The sequence below is a fragment of the Halobacillus sp. Marseille-P3879 genome (assembly GCF_900240285.1).
Classification (GTDB): domain Bacteria; phylum Bacillota; class Bacilli; order Bacillales; family Halobacillaceae; genus Halobacillus_A.
Genome location: NZ_OESS01000001.1, coordinates 196919 through 219417, shown reverse-complemented (window position 1 = coordinate 219417; position 22499 = coordinate 196919). Strand labels below are relative to the sequence as shown.

Below are 22499 nucleotides of genomic sequence, written 5' to 3'. Positions count from 1 at the left end.
CTGTATAATTTTAACAAACAAACCTATAAAAGAGACCTGCTCCCCAGCCAGGGAACAGGTCTCTTTCTCGCTATTGTCTTGCTTTCTCCCAATCTGCAATGGAATCTTCTTCTACTTCCTCCCACGTCATATCGTCACTTAAATACTGCTGAATGTTCGCTCCCAGATCGTCGCCCCAGCTGCCCGGGTAGCCTAGGAACACCCATCCAATCGTATCTTCATTCTGCGAGTATTCATAGATTTCTTTAGAGACAGGATCTGAGATTTCAGCCGTATCAAAGCCTTCATAGGCTGGTATGAAGTTAAAGTCGTTAATTACAGCGTCTTTTCCTTCCTCAGATGTATAGATCCAGTCGATGAAATCCTTCGAAGCCTGAACGACTTCATCCTCACTATTGCTGTTAACTCCCCAGTAGTTCGGTATCCCGACAGGAAGCTTGCCTTCATGGCCTTCAACCGGAATCGGAAGGATCCCCATATTGTTCTCGGCAAATTCAGGATCCATTTGTTCAACAGAAGGGTAAATCCAGTTGCCCTGCTGAATGATGGCTGCTTCCCCTAGAGAAAAGTACTCTTCCACCTGCTGAGAGTAATCTAAACTCAACGTAGGCTGAATGGAATATTCATTCTGCAAATCTACCATCCGCTTCAGCTCTTCTCCTTTTTCAAAGCTGACCGTATCCGCGTTAAAGGCGTCTAACACGTTTTGATCAAACTCTGGAGCTAAGAAGGCATTCGACAGATGATTACCCGGTACCCACTGCTCTTTCGCAGGGAAGGCAAAGACTTCCTCGATGCCAAGATCGTTCTTCTGGGCATCCAGCTCTTCGACAGCACTTTCTAAATCTTCATAAGTTGTAATCTCTTCAGCGTCAATTCCTGCTTCACTGAACACTTCTTTGTTATAGATTAGACCGTATCCTTCCTGGTTAAAAGGGAGCCCCTGGACTTTACCGTCTACTGTTACCCCATCCAGACTGCCTTCAATCGCAAGATCTGCTGCTTCGGTATCCGACATGTCCGCTAAATAATCTTCATACTGCTCTGCCTCTGTAGGGCCGGCAATGCTGAAGATTTCAGGCTCGTCCCCTGAAGAGAACTTAGACTTCAGGGAAGCCGCGTAATCGGACCCACCGCCGACGCTCGTAATTTTAATATCCACCCCTGGATTCTCTTCTTCATAAACTTCCGCCAATTCCTCAAACTGGTCGTTAAATTCTACTTTTCCCTGAAAAACCTCAATCGTAATTTGATCTTCATCAGAAGAACCTGAACTTCCCGAGGAAAAGGAACATCCTGCTAACAACAAACTACCGGCAAATAATGAACTAAGAATTCTCTTCTTACTCATGTAATACCCCTCTCAAATAGTAAATCTTCCTACACCGATATTTAAATGATTGGCGCGGTCCATCTCCGGATGATGTAATCGCTTTTATAAACTCATTATATCTTGTGTTATTTTTATGTCAATCGTTTTCATATAATTGCGGATGTAATCTATAAGTAATCAACCCATATATTGATCTTATCTTTATGAAAACGATTAACATATATTTGCGTGAATAAGTCTGTTATAATAAAAAAGCACAAGCTGTACGGGATTTATTAGATAGGAGAGAAAAAAGATGGTCAGTATTAAAGATGTAGCTAAATTGTCAGGAGTGTCCGTAACCACCGTTTCCAGAGTACTAAACAACAGAGGATATATAGGGAAGGAAACCCGTTTGAAAGTAGAAGACGCGATGAAGCAGCTCGACTACCAGCCAAACCAAATCGCACGGGCCCTGCTGAAGAGCCAGTCTCATGTGATCGGGGTTATTGTTCCCGATCTCAGTCACCCGCTTTTCTCAGAATTAATCCACTGGATCGAAACCTATGCGAGTGAAAAAAATTATAAGCTGCTTCTCTGCAGCTCCCTTCAGGATAAGGAAAAAGAACTTAACTATATCAGCATGCTGCGCCAGAATCGTGTGGACGGCATTATTATGTGCAGTCATACACTCGAGGTGGAGGCCTATCGAAATGTCGGCATGCCGATCGTTTCCTTCGACCGTATTCTCTCTCCTGAGATTCCTTACGTAGCTGGAGATAACTACAGAGGCGGAGAGCTGGCTACCCAACATCTCATTGATAAAGGCTGCAAAAAAATCCTTCACATTTCTGGTCCGTTACAATACGAGCTGCTCGCAAACCGCAGAAATGACGCCTCGCAGCTGACCTGCATGAAGCAAGGGGTGTCATGGGATTACATGGAAGGCGCCCACGTTAAAGCCACCTTTCAGGATAATTGGGCCTTCATCGAAGAAAAAATTTCAGCCATGCTGACAGAATATGATGGAGTCTTCTGCAGCAACGACATTATGGCCTATGCGCTCTACACCTATGCCAAAGAGCATGGCATCAACGTGCCAGAGCAGCTTAAAATTATCGGCTACGACAACCACAGCTTTACACGGATGCTGCAGCACCCCCGGCTGACAACCATCAAACAGCCGATCGATGCCATCGGAAAAAATTTATGCTCGTCGCTGATTGATCAAATAGAGCAGGAAGGAAAAGAGATACCGAGAAATACGGTGCTTGATGTACGTCTTGTGGAAGGGGAAACGACGTAAAAACCAGCCTTACTACACCTGTAAGGCTGGCTTTTACATTCCGGACAGGTTTTTTAACCTCAGCCAGAAGGAATAGACGTCAGTAACCTGAGTGCGGCAGGAGATGGGGCGTGAAGAAAAGATGCTAATGTGGACTGGTCACATCGATTGTATTTGCATTTACAGCCTGGATAATGAGTATACTTCTGCCAGGCGCCGAACCCCGCTGGGCGGTGGTTATTGGTCTCGCGATGGGTGGATTTATGTCAGGGTTTGCTTACATTATCGCTCCCTTAAACAAGCGAAAAAAGAGTTATGTTTTGCGAAGGGATACACTGGTTATATTTTTACCCCGTGAGTCCATTCCAAATTGATTGGTAAAGTAGTGGAAGGCTGGTTGCAATGAGAAAGCCTGTTGTGATGGAAGCCAACACAAAGACCTTGAATTTACTAGCGCTAATCTCTTCTTTTTTATAAGCCATGTTAAATAATTGGATCAAACGATAGACTATCAGATAAATCAAAAGGTACGTAAATAGGCTAATGATAAATACTTCCATGGGGGCCTCCTTTAGTAGATGTAAGAATTTTACTTATAAAGATAATTATAGAACATAAAAGCAAAAAAGGAGCGGATGCCCGGCTCCTTTTTTTGCTTTTATTTTTTATTTGCGATTATGTCGTCCACGATTCCATAGTCTTTCGCTTCCAAAGCACTCATAAAGTAATCACGATCCGTGTCTTCCGCAACCTTTTTAATCGGCTGACCTGTCTTTTCTGCGATAATTTCATTAATATGCTGTCGCAGCTTGATGATCCGTTTGGCGGAGATCTCTAAATCTGTCGCCTGCCCTCTGGCACCGCCCAGGGGCTGGTGGATCATGATTTCACTGTTCGGTAACGCAAAGCGCTTTCCTTTTGCGCCTGCTAGTAAAATCATCGCTCCAAAAGACGCAGCCATTCCGGTACAAATCGTCTGAACATCCGGCTTAATATACTGCATCGTATCTAAGATTGAGAAGCCCGCTGACGTGGACCCTCCCGGACTATTGATGTACAAGGAAATGTCTTTATCTGCATCATCAGCTGCTAAGAACAACAGCTGGGCTACGATACTGTTGGCCATATGATCATTGATTTCTTCACTGACCATGACAATCCGGTCCTTTAACAACCGTGAGTAAATATCGTAGGAACGCTCGCCTTTAGTCGTTTGTTCCACTACGTACGGAATCGTATTCATTTTTCTTCCTCCCCGTCAATTGGTTATGCAGCCATTGAGAGGACAGGTGAAGCACAATAGGGTTGTCGGGTGCGTTGGGATGACGGGATCAGAACCGGGATGGACTGAATAAGTATGGCAGGATCTTGTTCGGTTAAAGCGTTCATCAGGATCTGGCTCACTCTTTCATGGTCCTCTGCTGTCCATAAGATTTCAGGTTTCTCCACATGCGCCAGTACTTTCAACCTCGTACGCGCTCTATTTAATAATGCTTTCACCGCTGGTTCGGACATGTGTAAATGATCGGCTATCTCTGAAATCTTATACTGAAAGGCCTCTTTCAGAACGAAGGAAATTAGCTGCTTCGGCGTAAGATGGCTGAGTAATTTCTCAACAAGCTCTTCATCTGCTTCTTTTTGGCTTTCTGCTTCCTTTTCTATTGAAGCTGGATAACCTACGAATTCCTTCTCATATTTCCGAACGTGATCAATCCACAAATGGTAGGCGATTTTCTTAAGCAGCGCTGGTGTAAAATCGCCTTCCTTTCCATACTTGTTCACTGCTTTCAGGATAGCTTCCTGAGCAAGGTCTTCTCCATCCCACTGATCCTTTGTGAGAAAAAGACAATAACGATGAAGCTTCTCCCTGGTTTCTTCAAAAGATTCGGGTTGAGGCTGCTCCCGATTCCACCTGTTTTCCACCATCATCCCTCCTTTAGTCCTCTCACCTCTATAACGGATATAGGCTGAAAAAAGATACGGGTAAGGAAAATTTTTTTGTTAGTGTAAATTTGAGCGGTAGTGTAAGAAAAGAAGTGGAAGTTTTAGATATAATGCGCCAAATGTTAGAAAAACATGTAGTCGACCGGCTTGATTTATTCAAAAAGTGAAAGAGGGTTTCCCTTATAGTTTTGACTAACCAATACTGTACTGTTTAGAGTTAGCACGGCTTTTTACTCCAAAATAATTTACACTGAGATTTTTTCTGCTTGCATTTTTCTCCATTTATCTATATTTTTTCTCACCCATTCAATACTATGGCAATTCACCTTATAGTTATCCGCTTCTCGTAATGCATCATTCGTAAAATGTGACGTGGTAATAAATTTAGCAAATATACACTTATGGTTTCTTTTTGCAGAATTGATTTCTCTTATTTCTTTAACAGTGATTTGATTATTTGAAGCTATGTAATGCTTTATTTGTACAGCTTCATGACCCCCATCTTTCTTATTATAAATAATTAGATCAACTCCGCCATCCGCTCCTTTAGACGTCTCTTTTGGACGAAAACCTTTTGCCTTAAAATACAAGAAGCACAATCTTTCAAATTCCCTCCAGGATAATTCCTCTAATGGAGCTTTCATAATAATTCCATCTTCCCTTAAACGGTTAAATGTGGAACCTTTACCATATTTTTTATTTCTAGATGATTCTTTCTTTGTTCTTTTTTTCTTTTTGTGCAGTATATACTGAACTATAATTCTTAATAAAATAGTTGCAACTATTATTCCGAACAACCAATAAACATTCGTGCTTTTAAAAACCATCCAATACACATATAAATTAACCAGCACAAAAGCGCCCGTGACTACGTCAGAGACCTTTTCATTCATTATATAACCTCACCTTCACTTTATTAATACGCTTGAATGCCAAACTTTAATAATTTTTTAGGTAAGATGTCGTCTAAGTTTTGAATATCAGCATCGTGTAATTCTATTAAATTAAACCCATACTTATTATAGACCTTCAACTTCTGTTGTTTTCTTTCTGCATATTTGGGGTCATTTTCAAGGCCCCAGTATTCAATATATACTTTTCCAATAGGCAAATAAAAATCAGTGTAAACGTCTTCCTCTACAGGTAGTTTTCTTTCGTATGCGTGTACAATTTCAGACATATATAACCAATTATCTATTAGCATTTCTGCCCGCGAACGCACATAATGTCCATCAGCTGTTCTATGTTTAGCTTCAAACTTTCCCCTGAATTCAAGAGTTTTGGTCTCAGAGTTCTCCTTTTCTTTTTCTTTGCCTTGAAGTTCTTCCATTGTTTCAACAAGGCGTTTATTAGTCAGGATGGTTTCTGGCCAGTTCACATAAGGAACGCCTGTTTTTTCATGCTCAAATTGTTTACCTCCGACGGTTTTCCCTAAGTTCGTTAACTTCCATCCTTTAACTCCTTTTTCAAGAAACCCTAGCTCCGACAAGATTGGATTCATTTTAAACCTAGAAATTCTAAAATGATTACTTAAAGCTGTAGCATTAATCAATTTCTCCTCTTTTATTAAAAATATAGGGTCTGTTTTAATAGTTTCTATCCAAGCTATGTATTCACCTGCTTTAGGATGTTTCTTAACTGTCCCCCCTGCTTCTTTTCCTTTCTGGGTTAAAACCCAGTTCTCATTAGCTCGATCAATTAGTTTATGGTCGAGGAGGATTTTAAATACCTCTTTTACTCCTAGCTTTAATTCTTTCGAAAGTGCAGTAGTTGATATATATTTTACTTTTTGATTACTTTTCACTTTTCTCCCTCCTGTAAAAATTAGTTATATATGTAATATCGTACTCGATCTATAGATTTTTACAGAGAGATGATAATAAATATACTAATAATCACTTAACTACTTAATAAAAAAGTACCCTGTCCCTTCTATAAAGGGGCAGGATACTCACATTTTACAACAACAGCTCCCCGCTTCCCCACAACCCGCTCATATACTCCTCGGAATCACCAGTATTGGCGTTGATCACAAACGTTTTTGAGAGATAGGCCGAGTCGACTTCCACCTCCCACAGCGGCAGATAGGTGAGGAATACGTCTTCTAGATGGTAACGGGGTTTTTTCAACACATAACTGCGGTTAATCTGGTTCTGCTGCACATCGATAATGTACTTTTGTTCGACCTGCTGCTTTGTTATCTGCGGGGTGGCAGCTTCTGCTCGTTCCACCTGGGTTTCATTCATCGGCGGAATACTTGGAAAGAGACCGCGGTAGCCGGATACGGCGTCGACGAATACCATGTTGGGCTTTTTCCTTGGGGGAAAAGGTTTACGGTCCGCGATGACGAGCAGTTTGGCGACCCATAAGGGATGGTAAAAACGCTTGGCCACCTTGATATGCTGTTTAATGTAATGGGTATCAATGGTGCGATTCATTTTTGCCTGGACGCCAAGCATTTTATAAATCGCTTTCGGCAGATCTTCTTCTTGAATACCTTCGCCCGTCCCAATTAGGCGGAGCGTAGTTTGTTTCACTGGTTCCATTGGTTTCATCCTTTGTGAGTATGGTAACGGTCTACTTCGCGCTGCATCGCTTCAGATGGCGGTGCGGTCATCAGGCTGACGACAATCACGAGAATGGCTGAGACTGGTGCTGCAACGATAGGTTCGGCCACGAGGGCGAATGGAAGGGCAGCCATAATAATAAAAGCGATTGAGCCGCCGATCATACCGGCTAAAGCCCCGGCCATGTTGGCTCGCTTCCACCAGATGCCGAGGACAAGCGGGAAGCCGAATGCAGACAGCATGGCACCGCTCACCCATCCGACCATGATCGCAATCAGCTGCGGAGGATCGATGGCAAAATAGATGCCGACGAGGCTTGCCAGAATCATCACAACGAAGCCAATCCGGGTCACTGATTTTTCTGAAGCATTTTTATTTATATAGCCTTTATACAGGTCATGGGCGACGCCTGCAGATACCGCAAGCAGCATGGCGTCAGCAGAGGACATAATTGCCGCTAAAAGGCCCGCTAGCATAATCCCCGCAAGAATCGGCGGCATGTAGTGTTCGATTACGGAAATAAAAATCATATCCTGATTATTGAGGGTGTCAATGATGTCTAAACTCGCCCCCGCTGAAGCAATGATCGCTCCGAAAATAAACACACATAAATAGAGGATACATGCTCCGAGCGCAGATCTTCTGGCGGTTTTAGCATCGCGGGAAGCGAAGTTCCGCATCACCGCTGAGGGGGAAACGACTCCAAACCACAGGAAGGCGAGAAACAAGCCAAAGTAGGACATCCACGGCTGGGTCACTTCACCGAAGGCAGGATCGACAGCAAGCGCATCCTGAATCAGCGTCCCTACGCCTTCGTGATCCATAAGAATGATGATCGATAAGACGAGCATCCCAATGACCATCACTGCCCCTTGAATCAAGTCGGTATATGTAATCGCCCACATTCCACCAAGCGCAGCATAGAGCGTAAATCCGATTCCGAGAAAAATAACGGCAGTTGTATACTCAATGCCGAGCACGTAAGAGCCTATTAATCCGGAGGCGGTTAGCTGCGGGACCATATAGAACGTCATGCTGAGAACGACGATCACAGCAGCCACAATTTGAACCGGCCGGCCAAAGCGGATTTTGAAAAATTCCGGCATCGTTTTTACCCCGGATCGTCGGATCTGTCCCGCGATCAGGAAGAGCGCGAACGACGGAATGGCAACCGCTCCGAACCCATACGCAAATAAGAACGGAAGACCAAGCGCCACTCCTGACCCGACCGCACCCATCAGAGAGCTTGAGCTGGCCACGGCTGCGAATAAAGCAAAGGAACCTACGAAACTATTAATATTACGTCCAGCTGTCCAATAATCATCCTCAGAGGAGTGGGCTCTCCTGGCAAAATAAATACCGATGAGTGTCATGAAAATTAAGTAGAATGCTAATATGGAAGTTTCCATTCCTTTCATCGTCTACAACTCCTTTAGTTCGATCGTTTTTCAATTTTTTCAATCCAAATAACGTAGATGAAAGTTAACAGCAGCCAGATGAAAAAGCAGAAGAACATGAGCCACCCGGCCAAAGAGATGCCCATCCAGTATACATCCGTCGGCCACCAGATCCACACGATGGATGAGATGAAGACGAGCGCAATAACCATGATAATGCCGGGGTCCTTCCATTTCGATTTCGTCACTTCCTTCATACGGACTCACCCTTTCTTAACGGATTTTTTCATATAAAGCTTTCGTTACGATCAAGTCAAAAATCGCCGCCCCTACGGATTTAAAAATGATCGATTGCTCCTCCGGATTCTGCGGGCGGTGATTGCGTTCAATGATCTCTTGAAGCGACAGCGTTTGTTCCGGGTCAACGCCGAGCTCCTGCGCACGAATCATATCGCCTGACTCCCGAAAGGCACTCGGGGCATCCACATACACTTCGTCGGCGTCGGTCAGAACGCTGTCGGGAATTTCCTGCATCGCCGGGCGGAAGGAGCCGACACCGACAATCTGCTTGCCTTTATAGCTCTCAGCGTCAAGTTCAGGAAGCACAGGTTTTTCTGAGGTAGTGGTCGTGACAATAATGTCAGAATTGCGGACAATCTCTTCCGGGGAAGCTAGTTCAATATGTAGGGTTGGAAAAGTTGCTTTGGCCCGTTCAATAAAAGCCGCGACCTTGTCCTGGCTGCGGTTGTACACTTTTACCGATTGAATGGAACGGACCGTACTGGCCGCCTGCAGATGACTCCACCCTTGCGTCCCCGTGCCAATAATGCCAAGCGAAGCAGCATCCTCTTTCGCTAAATATTTCATGCCAAGTCCGCCAAGCGCTCCCGTCCGAAGTGCCGTAATCGGCATCGCGTCACACATTAAAAGGGGTTCCATCGTCTGTCTGCTGTACAACACCATCAATCCGTGAATGGTCGGCTTGCCAAGTGACGTGTTGTCCGGTGCCACCCCCACGAGCTTTGTCGCGTAATAGTCTCCGTAATAAGAAGGCATCAACAGACTTGTATTATTGCCATCCTCGATATGCATGCGGTCGGGCATGATCACGCTGCCCTGGCCCTCATCTAAATAGAATTGTTCAATGGAGCGGATCGTCTCATCCATTGTTAGAAGGTCGTTTACTTTTTCTGCCGATAATACGTTCATTGAAAGCCCTCCTTCTCTAATATTAAAGCTATACTAACACAATTTTCAGATTTGTTGAAATAATGAAACAAATAAAAAAGACAGCACGTCCTGCATTCGTGCTGTCTTACCTTTCCTCTTCTTTTATTAAAGGAGCAACGAGATCAATCCGGTTCGTCCATAACCCTCCGCTGTATTGGTCAGGAAGCCTTTCTATGTCTTCTTCATGATCAAACCCTTCCGACCATTCCCCGTCTCCAGCTACGAGGATGAGACGGGCATCCGCGTCTGCCATTCGAGCTTGAAACTTCTCCGGCCATCCCCACATCCAGGACGCATATTTTTCAGGCATATGAATTTGCGAGTTTTCACATGCTTCCGGGACATGTCCTGTCCAGCCGATGGCTATATATCGGATCATACAGCTTTTCAATGTGTCCATCGACATGACCCTCAATTCAGGAAGTTCGTTCTTCAATGCTTGTATAGGCTGATCGCCCCCATACACGGCCAGGGAGCTCATCCGATCTTCAGGCAGTTCTGAAAGATATTCGGCAAGCTGCTTACCTTCCTCCGGGTCATCGCTTTTTACGTGAATGAGAAATTCCTCATCTGGAAAATGAGCGAGCACTTCATCCAGTGATGGCATCAACCCGTACCCTTCACCGCGAAAAGGGAACGTTTCTCCCTCATCTGCCGTGTATCCATATCCGACATCAAGCTGTTTCAGCTCTTCCATACTGTGCTCTCTCGTTACGCCTGTCCCATCTGTGCGGCAGTCAAGCGTCCAATCATGAAAAACAGCAAACTGACCGTCACTTGTCGGGTGAATATCAAATTCTACAAGATCAGCTCCTGCTTTAAATGCTGCTTCCATTGAGGGAATCGTATTCTCAATATACGGATGTTCCGGCTCATAAATCCTTTCTGCCGTACACGTATCATTTTCCAGATCTTCCATAGGAAACGTCTGCGCCATTCCTCTATGGGCCAGCAGCGTTGGCTCTGCTTCTTCGCTCTTCACAAAGAGTGAACTGTTATTTATAAAAATGAACCCTGTCAGCACTGCAGCCACTATTCCTGCGATCTTCCAAAATCGTTTCACTTTTCATAGACCTCCAATAAGGCGACTACCATCAACTTATTCTATCATAAGAAGAAAAAAAGAAGATCGATGCCCACCCTTATGGCTAACACCATTTCTAATAACCGGCTTAAAAATTTATAGTCAGAAAAAAGCAGCCCTGTCTTGGACTGCTTCTCTGCGTGCCATCTATGAATCCGCCACTGTGATCCTCATCGTTTCAAATTGGTTGTCTCCTACATAAACGATAAGCTCCCATTCCCCTGCACTTGGAAATGTCATGATCGAAGGAGCGTGGGCATCTGCCTCGTTGTTAGGACCCGCTAGTTCACTATCGACCAGGGTTTCCTCCTCCCCGGTGTCGAGATTCTTGCCGGTTACTGTAAACGACCGGCCTTCCACGTCCTCTCCCCATACATGCCACATGTATTTATTGGGGGTGTTCACCGGCAGCTCGGTACTACCGTTAATAAAACCAGCCTTGTCCTCAATTCCGACCATTGTGTAAGCTCCCGATTCAAAGGTTACACTCATATCTTGAGATCCGCTTTCCTGCTCTTCTTCGGCTGAGGATGTGTCTCCAACCGTACTGCAGCCTATGACCCCTGCACTCACGAACATAGCTAATAGCGTCCAACGCAGCTTTGGAATGGTAAGCACTCCTTTAGCTTATTTGATACTGTCAATTATTTCAAAAATCAGTCAAAAACTCAACACTACTTCCGCTGCCAGCAAAGCGTGTAGTCCCTGTACAACCCGATAGAAACTACGCAGGAATGATTAAGACACTATATTTCATAATCGGTCCTTTCCTTCTGGTCAGATAGAATTAAATCAAAAAAACTGAAGCTGAACGCCATTCCGAGGGCCAGCCCATAGTTCACCCTCGGCCCGTCACTTTTAAAGAACTCATCCAGAACAAGACTGCCTAGAGAGAAGATTATAAAAAGACCAATAAATTTTAATAGTCTTCTGCCCAATTCAGCGCGGTTTATTTTCATTATGGAGAGAAGAAACAGAATCAATATGTATAACGCAGAGCCAAGCAGGAGTACCACATACCCAATCAAGAATGGAAAAAAATAAGGAGGCTCCCACGATGTGTTCATCTCTATAACGATGACAATCGCACCGACTGCAGCCAGGCCGCTCAATGCATAGATTATCGTATTTCTCTTCATATTCAGCCAACTTCCTGTTCACAATTGTAGTGCTGAGGGGTTAGGGTTGAATGTTTTGCCGTTAGGACACTATTTCCTTTGTTAGGGCGTTATCTTTCCCCGTTAAGGCGTTATCTCCCGTCGTTATGGCGTTATCCCCCAGCGTTAGGGTGTTATCTTCCCCTGTAAGGCGCCACCTCCCCACTTTTTTCCTTCTGTGGGGAGAGAAACACCTCTACTCCAGTTCCTTGTCCGTCGGCATCACGACTGCGGCAATAATATATATCAGCCAGACCATTCCCCCTGTGAAAAAACCTGAAACGACTGTAAGAATGCGAAGTAAAGAGACATCGATGCTGTATAATTCGCCAATACCACCTAACACACCTGCAAATTGAGTATTCTTAGTGGATCGGTATAACTTTTTCATCATAGATGCCCCCTGCTTTACTTATTTTGCTGCGGCCTCGGTCTCTTCCGGCGGCCGGTCGTGGGTGACGTAGGTGCCGGCAATGAAATCGTGAATCGCGCGTTTGTCTTCTCTCGTCCCTACCATAAATGCACTTACGATCAGCCCGATCCCAAGCGTAACCACATAAACAAGTGTTCCTACGAGTTCTCTTAACAACATCGTGCCAAATCCCACGTTTTGACCGTCCATTCGTACGATGCGGATCCCGATTACTTTTCTCCCTATAGTGTACCCATACCAGACGACAGGCAGCACAATGGCATAAACATACCCAATTAAATCAACAGCACTGTACCCATCATAGAAAAAATGCCCGTGAATTACTAAGGTAATGGTTCCAAGTACAATAGATAATAAAATTCCGTCTACGATTCTTGCTCCCAGTCTATTCCAGAAGCCTGCTGGATTATGAACGCCCATAAAAAAAACTCCTTTCTTTCCATACTTATATTACGGCTCAAAGCAGGATTTGTTTCACCAGAATATTAAAAGCTTGATTTCTTAACGTGGAAATCAAGCTTTCTATTTTATAATAAATGACTGTTCGCCTGAAGAAAGAACTGGGATTGTTTAAAGTTATACGTGACTTTGGAGAAGTCAAACGGCTGTCCGTTCGTTAAATGAAAAATACTTTCCATGAAAAGCTTGGGGTCTCCCTCTTCCAGGCCTAAATACTGAGCTTCCTCATCATTCAGCTTGTCCACGTGAAGATAAATATCTGAAAAACCAATCTTCAATCCGAGTCCCTCTTGAATGTAATTAAAAATCGATTCAGTGGCGATCTCTCTGTTCAGATAAGGAATAATCGTTTTATTGTAATAGGATTCTTCTAAGCAGAGCGTCTCTCCGTTAATATAGCGAATGCGCTTCACATAGTAAACATCGTTATCAAGATTGATATTGAGATTCTGAGCCGCTTCTTCGGTTGGTTTACATGGCGTTAACTCGAGCACCTCTGACGTAACGTTAAACTCTTCAAGATCTTTCTTAAACCCCTGATTTGAGAGCAGACTGATGTACCCCTCCCTGTTTTGTCTTCTGACAAAAATACCGCTGCCCCTCACCTGGAACACGACCCCTTTTCTTTCCAATAGATCAAGGGATTTCGTAATCGTGCTTTTACTCACATCAAATTGGGCCATCAGCTTCTCAAGGACAGGGAGTTTCTCTCCTTGCTGGAGGGCGTTATCTTCAATGTACTTTTCGATGTCGACTGCAATTTGCTGATACTTTAGCATAAACATTCCTCTTTACCTTTTTTGTCCTTACATTACCAGAATTATAGCACAAACGTTCCTTCGGCTCATTCACTATTTTTAGTAATTGCTAATTATTTTGTTTGGGTATTGATAAATTGTATCGGTACAATTATAATGTAAGCGTATAACACATCAAAAAAGGAGGGTTTTATTTTGGCAGAAAAAGTGAGAGATTACCCTAAGCTTGCAAGAGATATACTAGAGGCGGTCGGCGGCGAAGAGAATATAATTAAGGTCTCCCGTTGTGCGACGAGACTTCGTTTGGTGCTTAAGCGGTCTAATCCGCAGGCAAAGGAACAAGTCTCGGCGTTGCCTGGAGTGATTACTGTCGTCGAGAACAATGGACAGTTCCAGGTAGTCATTGGTCAGCATGTTGGTGAGGTTTATGAGGAATTCGCCAGTCTCGTCAACATGGATACTTCCGATGACGACCAAAGTGAAAATAAAGGGACCGTCGTCAACCGTGTCATCGCCACGATGTCAGCTGTTTTCGCACCATTTATTTATATTCTAGCCGCAGCTGGTATTTTGCAGGGCTCGTTAATTTTGATTAATTTGTTATTTGAAGAATTTGAAGCAACAGGAACTTATGAGGTATTAAGTTTTATTTCATGGGCGCCGTTTACTTTTTTACCGATATTTATTGCAATGACGGCAGCGAAGCATTTTAAGGCCAATACGTACATTGCCGTTGCCTGTAGTGCCGCTTTAGTGAGTCCGACATGGACAGAAATGGCTGACCAGATTGCATCAGGAGAAACGATTTCATTCCTCGGCATTGCATTATCAGAGACGGTGTATACCTCTTCTGTACTGCCGCCGCTTTTCTTAGTTTGGCTCTTATCCTATCTTGAGAAATTCCTGAATAAAAACATGAACGAAGTCGTACGTCCGCTATTCGTACCATTCATCTGTATGATCGTTATGGTACCGTTAACGATTCTGCTGATCGGCCCGCTTTCCACTTTAGGTGCCAACGGAATTGCAGACGGCTACAATTTCTTAGCGGAAAATGCGCCAGCTTTAGCCGGTGCGATTATTGGGGCCTTCTGGCAGGTGCTCGTTATTTTCGGAGTGCACTGGGGCATTACACCAATGGTGCTGGCCAACTTCGACTTATACGGCCGTGACTCGTTCCAGGCGTATCAGACGATAGCTGTTATCGCCCAAATTGGTGCCGTGCTTGGTGTCATTCTCAAGGCGAAAAGCCAGGAAGTTAAAAAAGTCGGAGTGTCCGCCGGAGTGACTGGTATTTTCGGTATTACGGAACCCGCGATTTACGGGGTTAACCTGAGATTTAAGAAACCGTTTATCTTTGGCTGTATATCAGGGGCCGTGGGCGCCATTACGGCAAGCTTTTTTAACCCTTATTATTTTGCCTATGCTGGCCTTCCTGGTCCACTGACGATGGTTAATGGCATAGACAGTGCCTACCCGATGTCTGTGTGGGGCATTATTATCGGCTCTCTTATCGCCATTGTCCTGCCTGTTGTGCTTATCCAAGTTTTCGGTTTTGGAGAAGATACAGCGAAACAAGCCGGCAGTGAAGCGTTAGTTGAGGAACAGGGACAGCCCGGAGGGAGCTCTCCAGAGGAAGGTCAGAAAAACAATGAAGAAATCGTGGATTCTCCCTTCAGTGGTAATGTAATTCCACTTTCCGATGTGCCTGACGAAGTATTCAGTTCAGGAGCGATGGGTAAAGGTGTCGCCATCAAGCCGACGGAAAACAAACTGTATGCGCCGTTTGACGGCACCGTCGTTATGATCGCACCAACCAAGCATGCGATCGGCTTACGCTCCGAAACTGGAATCGAATTACTCGTGCATATCGGAATCGATACGGTCAAATTAGCCGGAAGTCCTTTCAACTTACATGTAGAAGACGGAGCTGTATTTAAAAAAGGAGAAATCCTAGTCGAATTTGATGAAGAAGCCATTCAGAGTCAAGGGCTGGAAACGATCACCCCGGTCATCATTACGAATGCAGGGGCATATGAAGAAGTGATCATTGAAGACCTTAAGCAAAGCACATTCAATCAAAAACTAATGACAGTCGTAAAATAAGGAGGAATTAAATATGACACAAATGCCAAAAGATTTTTTATGGGGCGGTGCGTTAGCTGCTCACCAATTCGAAGGTGGATGGAACAAAGGCGGCAAAGGACCGAGTGTCGTTGACGTCATGACTGCAGGGGCTCACGGCGTGCCGAGAAAAATCACGAAAAACATTGAGGAAAATGAATTTTATCCAAATCATGAAGCCATCGATTTCTACCATCATTACAAGGAAGACATCGCGTTATTTGCCGAGATGGGATTGAAATGCCTGCGCACGTCCATCGGATGGAGCCGGATTTTTCCTAAAGGGGACGAAACAGAGCCGAACGAGGAAGGCCTGCAATTCTACGATGACGTGTTTGACGAATTACTCAAGCATAATATCGAGCCTGTAATTACACTCTCCCACTTTGAAATGCCGCTTCACTTAGCAAGAGAATACGGCGGATTCCGCAGCCGCAAAGTGGTCGACTACTTCGCTAAATTTGCAGAAGTCTGCTTCGACCGCTACAAAGACAAAGTGAAATACTGGATGACGTTTAATGAAATCAACAACAAAATGGACGTTAGCAACCCGATTTTTCTATGGACGAACTCCGGGGTTACCGTAAAAGAAGGAGAAAATGCCAAAGAAATCATGTACCAGGCCGGCCACCACGAATTACTGGCCAGCGCCTTAGCCGTTGCAAAAGGAAAAGAAATCAACCCGGATTTGCAGATTGGAGCTATGGTATCGCACGTGCCGATCTACCCTTACTCCTCCAACCCTGAAGATGTCATGCTGGCTGAAGAAATGATGAGACAGCGCTACTTCTTCCCTGACGTGCACGTACGCGGGTATTACCCAAGCTATGCGTTAAAAGAGTTTGAGCGTGAAGGCTACCACATTCCCTTCGAAGACGGTGATGAGGAAATTTTACGTAACGGCACCGTTGATTACCTTGGGTTCAGCTATTACATGTCAACGACAGTAAAAAGTGACGTAGAACAAGATAACAGCGGAGATATCGTCAACGGCGGGCTGCCAAATGGTGTAGAGAACCCGTACATTCAATCGAGCGACTGGGGCTGGGCGATCGACCCAACCGGCCTGCGCTATACGCTCAACCGCTTTTACGACCGTTACCAGATTCCAATGTTTATCGTGGAAAATGGATTTGGCGCTGTAGATACGGTAGAAGAAGACGGAGCCATTCATGACGAATCGCGAATTGAGTATTTAAAGTCACACATTGAAGCCCTTGAAAAAGCCGTCACGTATGATGGAGTCGACTTAATGGGCTACACACCGTGGGGCATCATCGACATCGTCTCCTTCACAACCGGTGAAATGAAAAAACGCTACGGCATGATTCACGTCGACCGTGATAATGAAGGGAACGGATCCATGAAGCGCTCCAAGAAGGATTCATTTGAATGGTATAAGCAGGTTATTCAAACGAATGGCGAGGAGCTATCCTATAAAACCAAAGCAAAAACCAATTAATCTAAAGAGGTTGGGACAAAACTGAATAAAGCATAAAATAATCCGAACAATTTTGTTGAAATCAGTTCGGATTATTTATGTTAAAGAGAATTCACACCATCGCTCCGTCAAAACGCTTCGCTTTTAAGTGGGCACGGCCTTAAGCTTCCTCAGAAAGCAAAGATCGCTTTCCTGCGGGATCTTCGGCTCGTGCTGTTCCCACAGGAGTCTTCGCATTTTAACTACGCTAATCATCTGCGTTTATATGAATGTTCGTTTTTTGACATCACTGTGTTACTTATGTCCCCGTCCCTCTTTTATGGAAAACAGAATTCCGCCCGCCCTCCAAATACTTATAGTTTCACAAAGATTTAATGTCACATAAAAGCTCAGGGACGCCTTCCTTAAATAAATGCCCGTAGTCCTCAAACCTTCGCGTCTGCGCATCCGGAAGCTTCTGCACATAGTGTTCAAAATGCGAAAAAGGAACAACATTATCATCAAGACTGTGGTAAAGGAAAATTTGCAGTCGGCGAGGAAGTCTTGCAGCAAAATCTTCTGAGAGTGCAAATTCTTCAAACTGCCAATTTGAATCCAGACCCCAGTAAGGAGAACCAAGTAAAAATAACCCTGTGATCGACAAGCCGCACGATTCTTCCGAGAGATATTTCAGCAGTACAGAGCCTCCAAGGGAATGCCCGATCAGAATCACTTCGTCTTCTATCTCGCTGAATTCTTTTTTTACCGTATCCTTCCAGCTTTGATAGTTCGGGTTTTCCGGCTGAGGCATAGCGGGTGCTGAGAACTTGTACTTCTCGGGAAGAGACTTTTGCAAGCAGGTGATTAGGTTACTGCTGCCTTCATTGTGTTCCTGGGGGCCTGCGCTATGAATAAACAAAACGTGTTTCTTCACAATAATCTCCTCCTTTAGATAGGGAACCTCTTAAACTGATCAACTATTCTCCTCTATGTTTTGATAATCTCATAATTATTACGGGCGCTTCATGTTTTTATTACAGATTTACTTGTTGATGTGACAGAAGAGGTATAAGATAAGAAGAAATTCAAGAATAAAAAAAGGGGATAATAGAAAATGACGGAAAATGAAATCTGTCCATGGGCGCAATCCGATCCAAATATGACGCACTATCATAACACAGAATGGGGACGGCCCAGCCATGACGACACTTATTTATTTGAAATGCTGAATTTAGAAGGAGCTCAGGCAGGCTTATCGTGGAGAACGATTTTAAATAAGCGGGAAGGCTATCGCAGAGCTTTTCACCACTTTGATCTCGACCGGTGTGCCGCTTTATCAGAATCTGATCTTGAAGCCATCCGGGAGAAAGGGGAAGTCGTCCGTCACCCTCAGAAAATAAAAGCCGTAAAGTCCAATGCATTGGCTGCGCTCAAAATACAGGAAGAGTTCGGCAGTCTGTCAGCGTACTTCTGGCAGTTTACCGACCATCACCCTATCATTAACCACCGGCAGCAGTCATCACAGATACCGGCTCAAGACGAGCTTTCCGTACAAGTAAGCAAAGACTTAAAGAAACGCGGCTTTAAGTTTGTCGGTCCTGTAACGATCTATTCCTTTTTGCAGGCCATTGGTGTTATTGATGATCATCTCATAACCTGTCCCTATCATACCGATCATCGTTAAGGCTGATGCCCCTTTTCAAGCTGCTTCAACGAGAGGGCTTGTGATCAGTGATTCACTCCCTCCTTTTCCATTCCAGTGCTTTTCGCTGCAGGTTCTGGACAAAATCATGTTTACCATTACTATAGCCTTCAATATTCTTAGGAAACTGCAGAGCAAGTTGTTCCTTCAACCGGCCATATTCAATTGCATCTTCCTTATGGGATCGAAGATAATCTCGAACAGCAAGATGGCGTTCGATCTCAAAGTTATTATCGTATTGAAAAATATGTACCTGATGAGTCCTGTTTTCTCCACCTTTTCGGAAGTATCTTCTTCCTTTCACCCCAAACTCTCCAAGCGCCTCATAACCCCTTTCCATCATTTCGTCATTAAAATTATCAACAGCGGCTATATCCTTTACTATTGGCATGATATCGATGATCGATTTAGCTTTTAGATGGGGGACTGCTGTACTACCGATATGATGAATGTCAACGAGCTCATCTTTGAATATATCTTTAATTTCTCTTGCTTCTATTTTAAATAATTCGATCCAGTTTTCATCATAGTCTTTCACAGTTATGTTCATTGTACGATTCACCATTGAAAATCGTCTCCTTGTATCCCTTATTTTATCTGCTTATTCCACCCCTCCAGAACCAGCTGATTTTACGTTGTAAATCAGGACAAACTCCAATCAAACCAGCTTCCATGCCCATCGGTCTCACCGACAGTCCGCTTCGTTACCTTTCCGTTTATGATCGAATCCACGTGAAGCTTCCTATCCTCTATATTGTTGTAAACATGAAAGATATCTCGATAACTGCCTATTTTATGAACGTTTTGAATGAACTCGCTTCTAACAGACGTTGGCATCTGATTAGCCACATGAGTATGAAAGAGACAAATCGTCGTATCTGCAGGAGTCCCCTCAGCTGCTTTCAGTAATAAGGATGCTCCATCTCCTTCTATTAGAGGAGGAGGATTTAACTTTAATTGCTTTACTGCATTTTCAAAGTTTCTTCGTCTTTCCTTGTGTTCCGGCCAGATGAGAGCTTTTAACCATAAATAATCCTCTTCACAGGTGAGGTCGCTTAAGTGTAAATCAATGCCTAACCGATCGTTGACTGGCGGATGGGTAGACAGTAAATCATGTGATAATTCACCGTGTCGTACGTGAGAGGTTAGATGAACAAAAGAATGCTTGCTGCCATAAAGGCTGTCAGTTCCGTACGAATAAGCGTACTGGTCCCATAACAGCTGCAGGCCTGCACTCGTTCCAATTTCTATAAGCGAAAGAGGCTTATTGGTTTGCTGGTAGATGTAACAGAAGACAGGATACAGGTAAGCGCAACGACGTACTTCATTGGTCTGCACACGTCTGGTTTGAAGGATGGACATTATTTTATCCCTGTATTCACTGCAAAAATCTTTAAACAGTGGAAAAGGGTCCTTCTCCCTCCTGCTCCCATTCCTTAAGCTTGGATAGTACTCTTTTAATTCATGATCTGTACCCTGGAGCAATAAATAATGAACCGCTCCAAAGAGTAAATTTGGAATCGGCTGGTCTTCCCTCGCATGTAAACACAGTTGCCGTAATGGATCATCCTTCGCAATATGTAAGGACAAGTTTTTATAAAGCTCGCTGGAACCTTCACACTCAAAAGAAGCGAAATGGTGGAACCTTTCTGCTATCCATTGACTATTCATTGCTTTTTCTCCTTTACCGTCAGCGCTGTTATCTATAACTTTAGTCCATTTCCAAATTTATGTAAACGGGTTTCTACAGCCTCATAATTACTATTCTTAATAAATTACTTTGACAGACAAAGTAATGTGCTATATATTGTAATAAAGGAGGTGGGGAAGCGTTGGAAAAGAAAATCTCCAATGACTTGATCCGCGGACACACCGATACTATTGTGCTGAACATTCTCCAGCAGCACGATAGTTATGGTTATGAGATTTATAAAAAGATCCTCGAATTAAGTAACGGTCAATATGAACTGAAAGAAGCAACCCTTTACACAGCCTTTCGTCGTCTCGAAAAAGACGGCTACATTGCTTCATATTGGGGCGATGAAACCCAGGGAGGCCGCCGCAAATATTATCAAATTACGGATACAGGCAGAGAACGCTTCGCTCAGAACCAAAGAGATTGGGAGTTTGCAAAAGAAATTCTAAACAAATTAATTAAAGGAGGGAACGACTCGAATGAAACGTCAGAATAACCTGGATAAAAAAGTGAAAACCTACCTTGATCAGGAATTCTCCGGGGTGGGCGAAAGTCAGCAGCTTTATGAACTAAAAGAAGAACTAACTGTCAATCTCAAAGAAAAAGCCCGCGATTTCGAAAAAGAAGGAAAATCAGAAGATGAAGCCTTTAAACAAGCAACCCATTCGATGGGAGACTTAACCGGGCTTAAAGAAGATATGCGCCGCCATGGTGAAGACCAAACGAAAAAAGAGATCTACACATCGATGGCCTCAAGAGTATCAGCTGCAGGATTAATCGTCGGAATCTTAGTCATCGTTTTCGGAGCCTTAACTACTGCGATGCTGTACTTCATGGGTCTCCCCGGTGTAGCTGTAACCGGGCCTGCCATTTTCGTCGTGGCTGGAGGAGCACTGGTAACTTACAGCCTGCTGACGAGAGAGACAAGAAAGTATTACGCCATGAGAAAAGGAAGAGCGCTGCTTTATGCGTTAGCGATCGGCATCATTTTATTCAGTCTCTTTGTCGCTTTTACGTCAGGCTTAGCCACCGGAGAAGTATTCATTGCCATCAGTTCGTTTATGGTATTCTTCATTATCGGACTTGGGTTGTGGCTGACTCTTTTATTTACGCAGCAGACAAGTAGAAGAAAATAACGAGGTGGGTATATGATAGGATTCCTAAATAGTATAAAAAAAGAACCACCCTATCAACGAAGATACAAAGTGGCCCATTTAAAGTGAGTCCTCTGGATAAGAGGTAAAGAGAAGTGTTGCAGCACTTCTCTTTTATTATCATAAGTCATCATCGTGCTGAATTCCAACTAATGAACAATATGATGGGACAGTTTCCCTCTGGTCTTATAAGAAACATACGCAGCTTTAGCACAACACCAAATTCCGCTTATTAAAAAAATGAATGTGAAGATTTTTCCTCCTGTTGTAGGAGAATGATTAATAAGTAAACTGAGAGATATAAACGATGCTCCCCAGAAACATAGATATAGAGTTAACGTTTTTAGACGGTCTCTAAATAAGGAATTTCCAATCAATAGAATGATATAAATACTACTGACTACCATCAAGATCGGAAAAGCGGGTTGGAATTTTGCTGCATATACAAAATAGTCAAGTTGAGAAATGTGAGCCTGGCTGTGAACTTCTCCATAAAAAAGCTCCGAGAAAGGCGTTGAGTATTTCCATTCCCAGGGATTTTCTAAAATCGCACTCCCCTCGTACCAGGAGGCAAAAGCTGCGAAAATCAATAAAAAGAATGAAATACCGATTTGAGTTAAAAACTTATACATTGTCCCACCTCCTTTTTGCTATTGCGCCTTCCTTTTACTTCAGCACTCATGCAGGTATGTATGTCTACGTCCACCTTATCACAAAAAGGCACGAGAACTTACAATAAATTGAAAATATGTAAAGTCGACCATTATAAAGAAGAGC

At 43.8% G+C, this 22499-nt stretch carries 26 protein-coding genes; 6 read left to right on the top strand and 20 right to left on the bottom strand.

All coding sequences use genetic code 11. The annotated features are described in order from the left end of the window. Positions 1 to 70 precede the first annotated feature (70 nt). Complete coding sequence (locus tag C1A12_RS01180) at positions 71 to 1351, bottom strand: ABC transporter substrate-binding protein (protein WP_101842026.1); 1281 nt, start codon at positions 1349 to 1351, stop codon at positions 71 to 73. Between the two features lie 277 nt (positions 1352 to 1628). On the opposite strand from C1A12_RS01180, the gene C1A12_RS01175 reads away from it, so the two are divergent. After that, the gene (locus C1A12_RS01175; protein ID WP_101842025.1) at positions 1629 to 2618 is read left to right on the top strand and encodes a LacI family DNA-binding transcriptional regulator; all 990 of its coding nucleotides are present in this window, start codon (positions 1629 to 1631) and stop codon (positions 2616 to 2618) included. A 326-nt stretch (positions 2619 to 2944) separates the two neighbouring features. Here C1A12_RS01175 and C1A12_RS01170 read toward each other — a convergent pair whose 3' ends face one another. The 15 genes from C1A12_RS01170 to C1A12_RS01100 form a co-directional block, all read right to left on the bottom strand. Further along, positions 2945 to 3157: a hypothetical protein gene (locus C1A12_RS01170; RefSeq protein ID WP_101842024.1), complete on the bottom strand. Its 213-nt coding sequence runs from the start codon at positions 3155 to 3157 to the stop codon at positions 2945 to 2947. Between the two features lie 98 nt (positions 3158 to 3255). Beyond that, positions 3256 to 3840: an ATP-dependent Clp endopeptidase proteolytic subunit ClpP gene (gene clpP / locus C1A12_RS01165; RefSeq protein ID WP_101842023.1), complete on the bottom strand. Its 585-nt coding sequence runs from the start codon at positions 3838 to 3840 to the stop codon at positions 3256 to 3258. Between the two features lie 23 nt (positions 3841 to 3863). Then, the gene (locus C1A12_RS01160) at positions 3864 to 4520 is read right to left on the bottom strand and encodes a sigma-70 family RNA polymerase sigma factor (RefSeq protein ID WP_159462118.1); all 657 of its coding nucleotides are present in this window, start codon (positions 4518 to 4520) and stop codon (positions 3864 to 3866) included. Positions 4521 to 4786: 266 nt separating this feature from the next. Next, complete coding sequence (locus C1A12_RS01155; RefSeq protein WP_101842021.1) at positions 4787 to 5434, bottom strand: restriction endonuclease; 648 nt, start codon at positions 5432 to 5434, stop codon at positions 4787 to 4789. 23 nt (positions 5435 to 5457) lie between these two features. Next, the gene (locus C1A12_RS01150; protein WP_101842020.1) at positions 5458 to 6345 is read right to left on the bottom strand and encodes a glycerol kinase; all 888 of its coding nucleotides are present in this window, start codon (positions 6343 to 6345) and stop codon (positions 5458 to 5460) included. A 154-nt stretch (positions 6346 to 6499) separates the two neighbouring features. Next, positions 6500 to 7087 carry a hypothetical protein gene (locus C1A12_RS01145; RefSeq protein WP_101842019.1) on the bottom strand — a complete coding sequence of 196 codons (588 nt, stop codon included), beginning with the start codon at positions 7085 to 7087 and terminating at the stop codon, positions 6500 to 6502. A 5-nt stretch (positions 7088 to 7092) separates the two neighbouring features. Further along, positions 7093 to 8526 (bottom strand): sodium:solute symporter, encoded by a 1434-nt coding sequence (locus tag C1A12_RS01140; RefSeq protein WP_101842018.1) that lies wholly within the window; start codon positions 8524 to 8526, stop codon positions 7093 to 7095. Between the two features lie 14 nt (positions 8527 to 8540). Beyond that, positions 8541 to 8762 carry a hypothetical protein gene (locus C1A12_RS01135; RefSeq protein ID WP_101842017.1) on the bottom strand — a complete coding sequence of 74 codons (222 nt, stop codon included), beginning with the start codon at positions 8760 to 8762 and terminating at the stop codon, positions 8541 to 8543. 16 nt (positions 8763 to 8778) lie between these two features. Further along, on the bottom strand, positions 8779 to 9714 hold the full coding sequence (locus tag C1A12_RS01130) for an ornithine cyclodeaminase family protein (RefSeq protein ID WP_101842016.1): 936 nt from the start codon (positions 9712 to 9714) through the stop codon (positions 8779 to 8781). 106 nt (positions 9715 to 9820) lie between these two features. Then, a complete protein-coding gene (locus tag C1A12_RS01125; protein WP_101842015.1) occupies positions 9821 to 10798 on the bottom strand; it encodes a glycerophosphodiester phosphodiesterase family protein in 978 nt (325 codons plus the stop codon). A gap of 168 nt (positions 10799 to 10966) precedes the next feature. Beyond that, on the bottom strand, positions 10967 to 11398 hold the full coding sequence (locus C1A12_RS01120) for a hypothetical protein (RefSeq protein ID WP_101842014.1): 432 nt from the start codon (positions 11396 to 11398) through the stop codon (positions 10967 to 10969). Between the two features lie 167 nt (positions 11399 to 11565). Next, complete coding sequence (locus C1A12_RS01115; RefSeq protein WP_101842013.1) at positions 11566 to 11958, bottom strand: hypothetical protein; 393 nt, start codon at positions 11956 to 11958, stop codon at positions 11566 to 11568. A 214-nt stretch (positions 11959 to 12172) separates the two neighbouring features. Then, complete coding sequence (locus C1A12_RS01110; protein WP_101842012.1) at positions 12173 to 12367, bottom strand: PspC domain-containing protein; 195 nt, start codon at positions 12365 to 12367, stop codon at positions 12173 to 12175. Between the two features lie 21 nt (positions 12368 to 12388). Next, a complete protein-coding gene (locus C1A12_RS01105) occupies positions 12389 to 12829 on the bottom strand; it encodes an RDD family protein (protein ID WP_101842011.1) in 441 nt (146 codons plus the stop codon). Between the two features lie 107 nt (positions 12830 to 12936). After that, positions 12937 to 13647 carry a GntR family transcriptional regulator gene (locus tag C1A12_RS01100; protein ID WP_101842010.1) on the bottom strand — a complete coding sequence of 237 codons (711 nt, stop codon included), beginning with the start codon at positions 13645 to 13647 and terminating at the stop codon, positions 12937 to 12939. A 174-nt stretch (positions 13648 to 13821) separates the two neighbouring features. On the opposite strand from C1A12_RS01100, the gene C1A12_RS01095 reads away from it, so the two are divergent. Both C1A12_RS01095 and bglA read left to right on the top strand, forming a co-directional pair. Further along, positions 13822 to 15732 (top strand): beta-glucoside-specific PTS transporter subunit IIABC, encoded by a 1911-nt coding sequence (locus C1A12_RS01095; RefSeq protein ID WP_101842009.1) that lies wholly within the window; start codon positions 13822 to 13824, stop codon positions 15730 to 15732. Positions 15733 to 15745: 13 nt separating this feature from the next. Next, positions 15746 to 17212 carry a 6-phospho-beta-glucosidase BglA gene (gene bglA, locus C1A12_RS01090; RefSeq protein WP_101842008.1) on the top strand — a complete coding sequence of 489 codons (1467 nt, stop codon included), beginning with the start codon at positions 15746 to 15748 and terminating at the stop codon, positions 17210 to 17212. A gap of 340 nt (positions 17213 to 17552) precedes the next feature. Here the strand turns inward: bglA and C1A12_RS01085 are convergent, their stop codons facing one another. Next, positions 17553 to 18104 (bottom strand): alpha/beta hydrolase, encoded by a 552-nt coding sequence (locus C1A12_RS01085; RefSeq protein WP_101842007.1) that lies wholly within the window; start codon positions 18102 to 18104, stop codon positions 17553 to 17555. A gap of 180 nt (positions 18105 to 18284) precedes the next feature. Here C1A12_RS01085 and C1A12_RS01080 point away from each other — a divergent pair, with 180 nt between their 5' ends. Next, the gene (locus tag C1A12_RS01080) at positions 18285 to 18854 is read left to right on the top strand and encodes a DNA-3-methyladenine glycosylase I (protein ID WP_101842006.1); all 570 of its coding nucleotides are present in this window, start codon (positions 18285 to 18287) and stop codon (positions 18852 to 18854) included. A gap of 52 nt (positions 18855 to 18906) precedes the next feature. Here the strand turns inward: C1A12_RS01080 and C1A12_RS01075 are convergent, their stop codons facing one another. Both C1A12_RS01075 and C1A12_RS01070 read right to left on the bottom strand, forming a co-directional pair. Then, positions 18907 to 19437 (bottom strand): GrpB family protein, encoded by a 531-nt coding sequence (locus C1A12_RS01075; protein WP_235001498.1) that lies wholly within the window; start codon positions 19435 to 19437, stop codon positions 18907 to 18909. A gap of 77 nt (positions 19438 to 19514) precedes the next feature. Continuing rightward, entirely contained in the window at positions 19515 to 20543 is a 1029-nt protein-coding gene (locus C1A12_RS01070; RefSeq protein ID WP_101842005.1) for a DUF2332 domain-containing protein, read from the bottom strand. A 161-nt stretch (positions 20544 to 20704) separates the two neighbouring features. Here C1A12_RS01070 and C1A12_RS01065 point away from each other — a divergent pair, with 161 nt between their 5' ends. Further along, entirely contained in the window at positions 20705 to 21064 is a 360-nt protein-coding gene (locus tag C1A12_RS01065) for a PadR family transcriptional regulator (protein WP_101842004.1), read from the top strand. Further along, the gene (locus C1A12_RS01060; protein WP_101842003.1) at positions 21048 to 21704 is read left to right on the top strand and encodes a permease prefix domain 1-containing protein; all 657 of its coding nucleotides are present in this window, start codon (positions 21048 to 21050) and stop codon (positions 21702 to 21704) included. The genes C1A12_RS01065 and C1A12_RS01060 overlap by 17 nt, the downstream gene beginning before the upstream one ends. Before the next feature lie 167 nt (positions 21705 to 21871). Here the strand turns inward: C1A12_RS01060 and C1A12_RS01055 are convergent, their stop codons facing one another. After that, positions 21872 to 22354, bottom strand: a complete 483-nt coding sequence (locus tag C1A12_RS01055) for a YjdJ family protein (protein WP_101842002.1) — start codon at positions 22352 to 22354, stop codon at positions 21872 to 21874. Between the last annotated feature and the right edge of the window lie 145 nt (positions 22355 to 22499).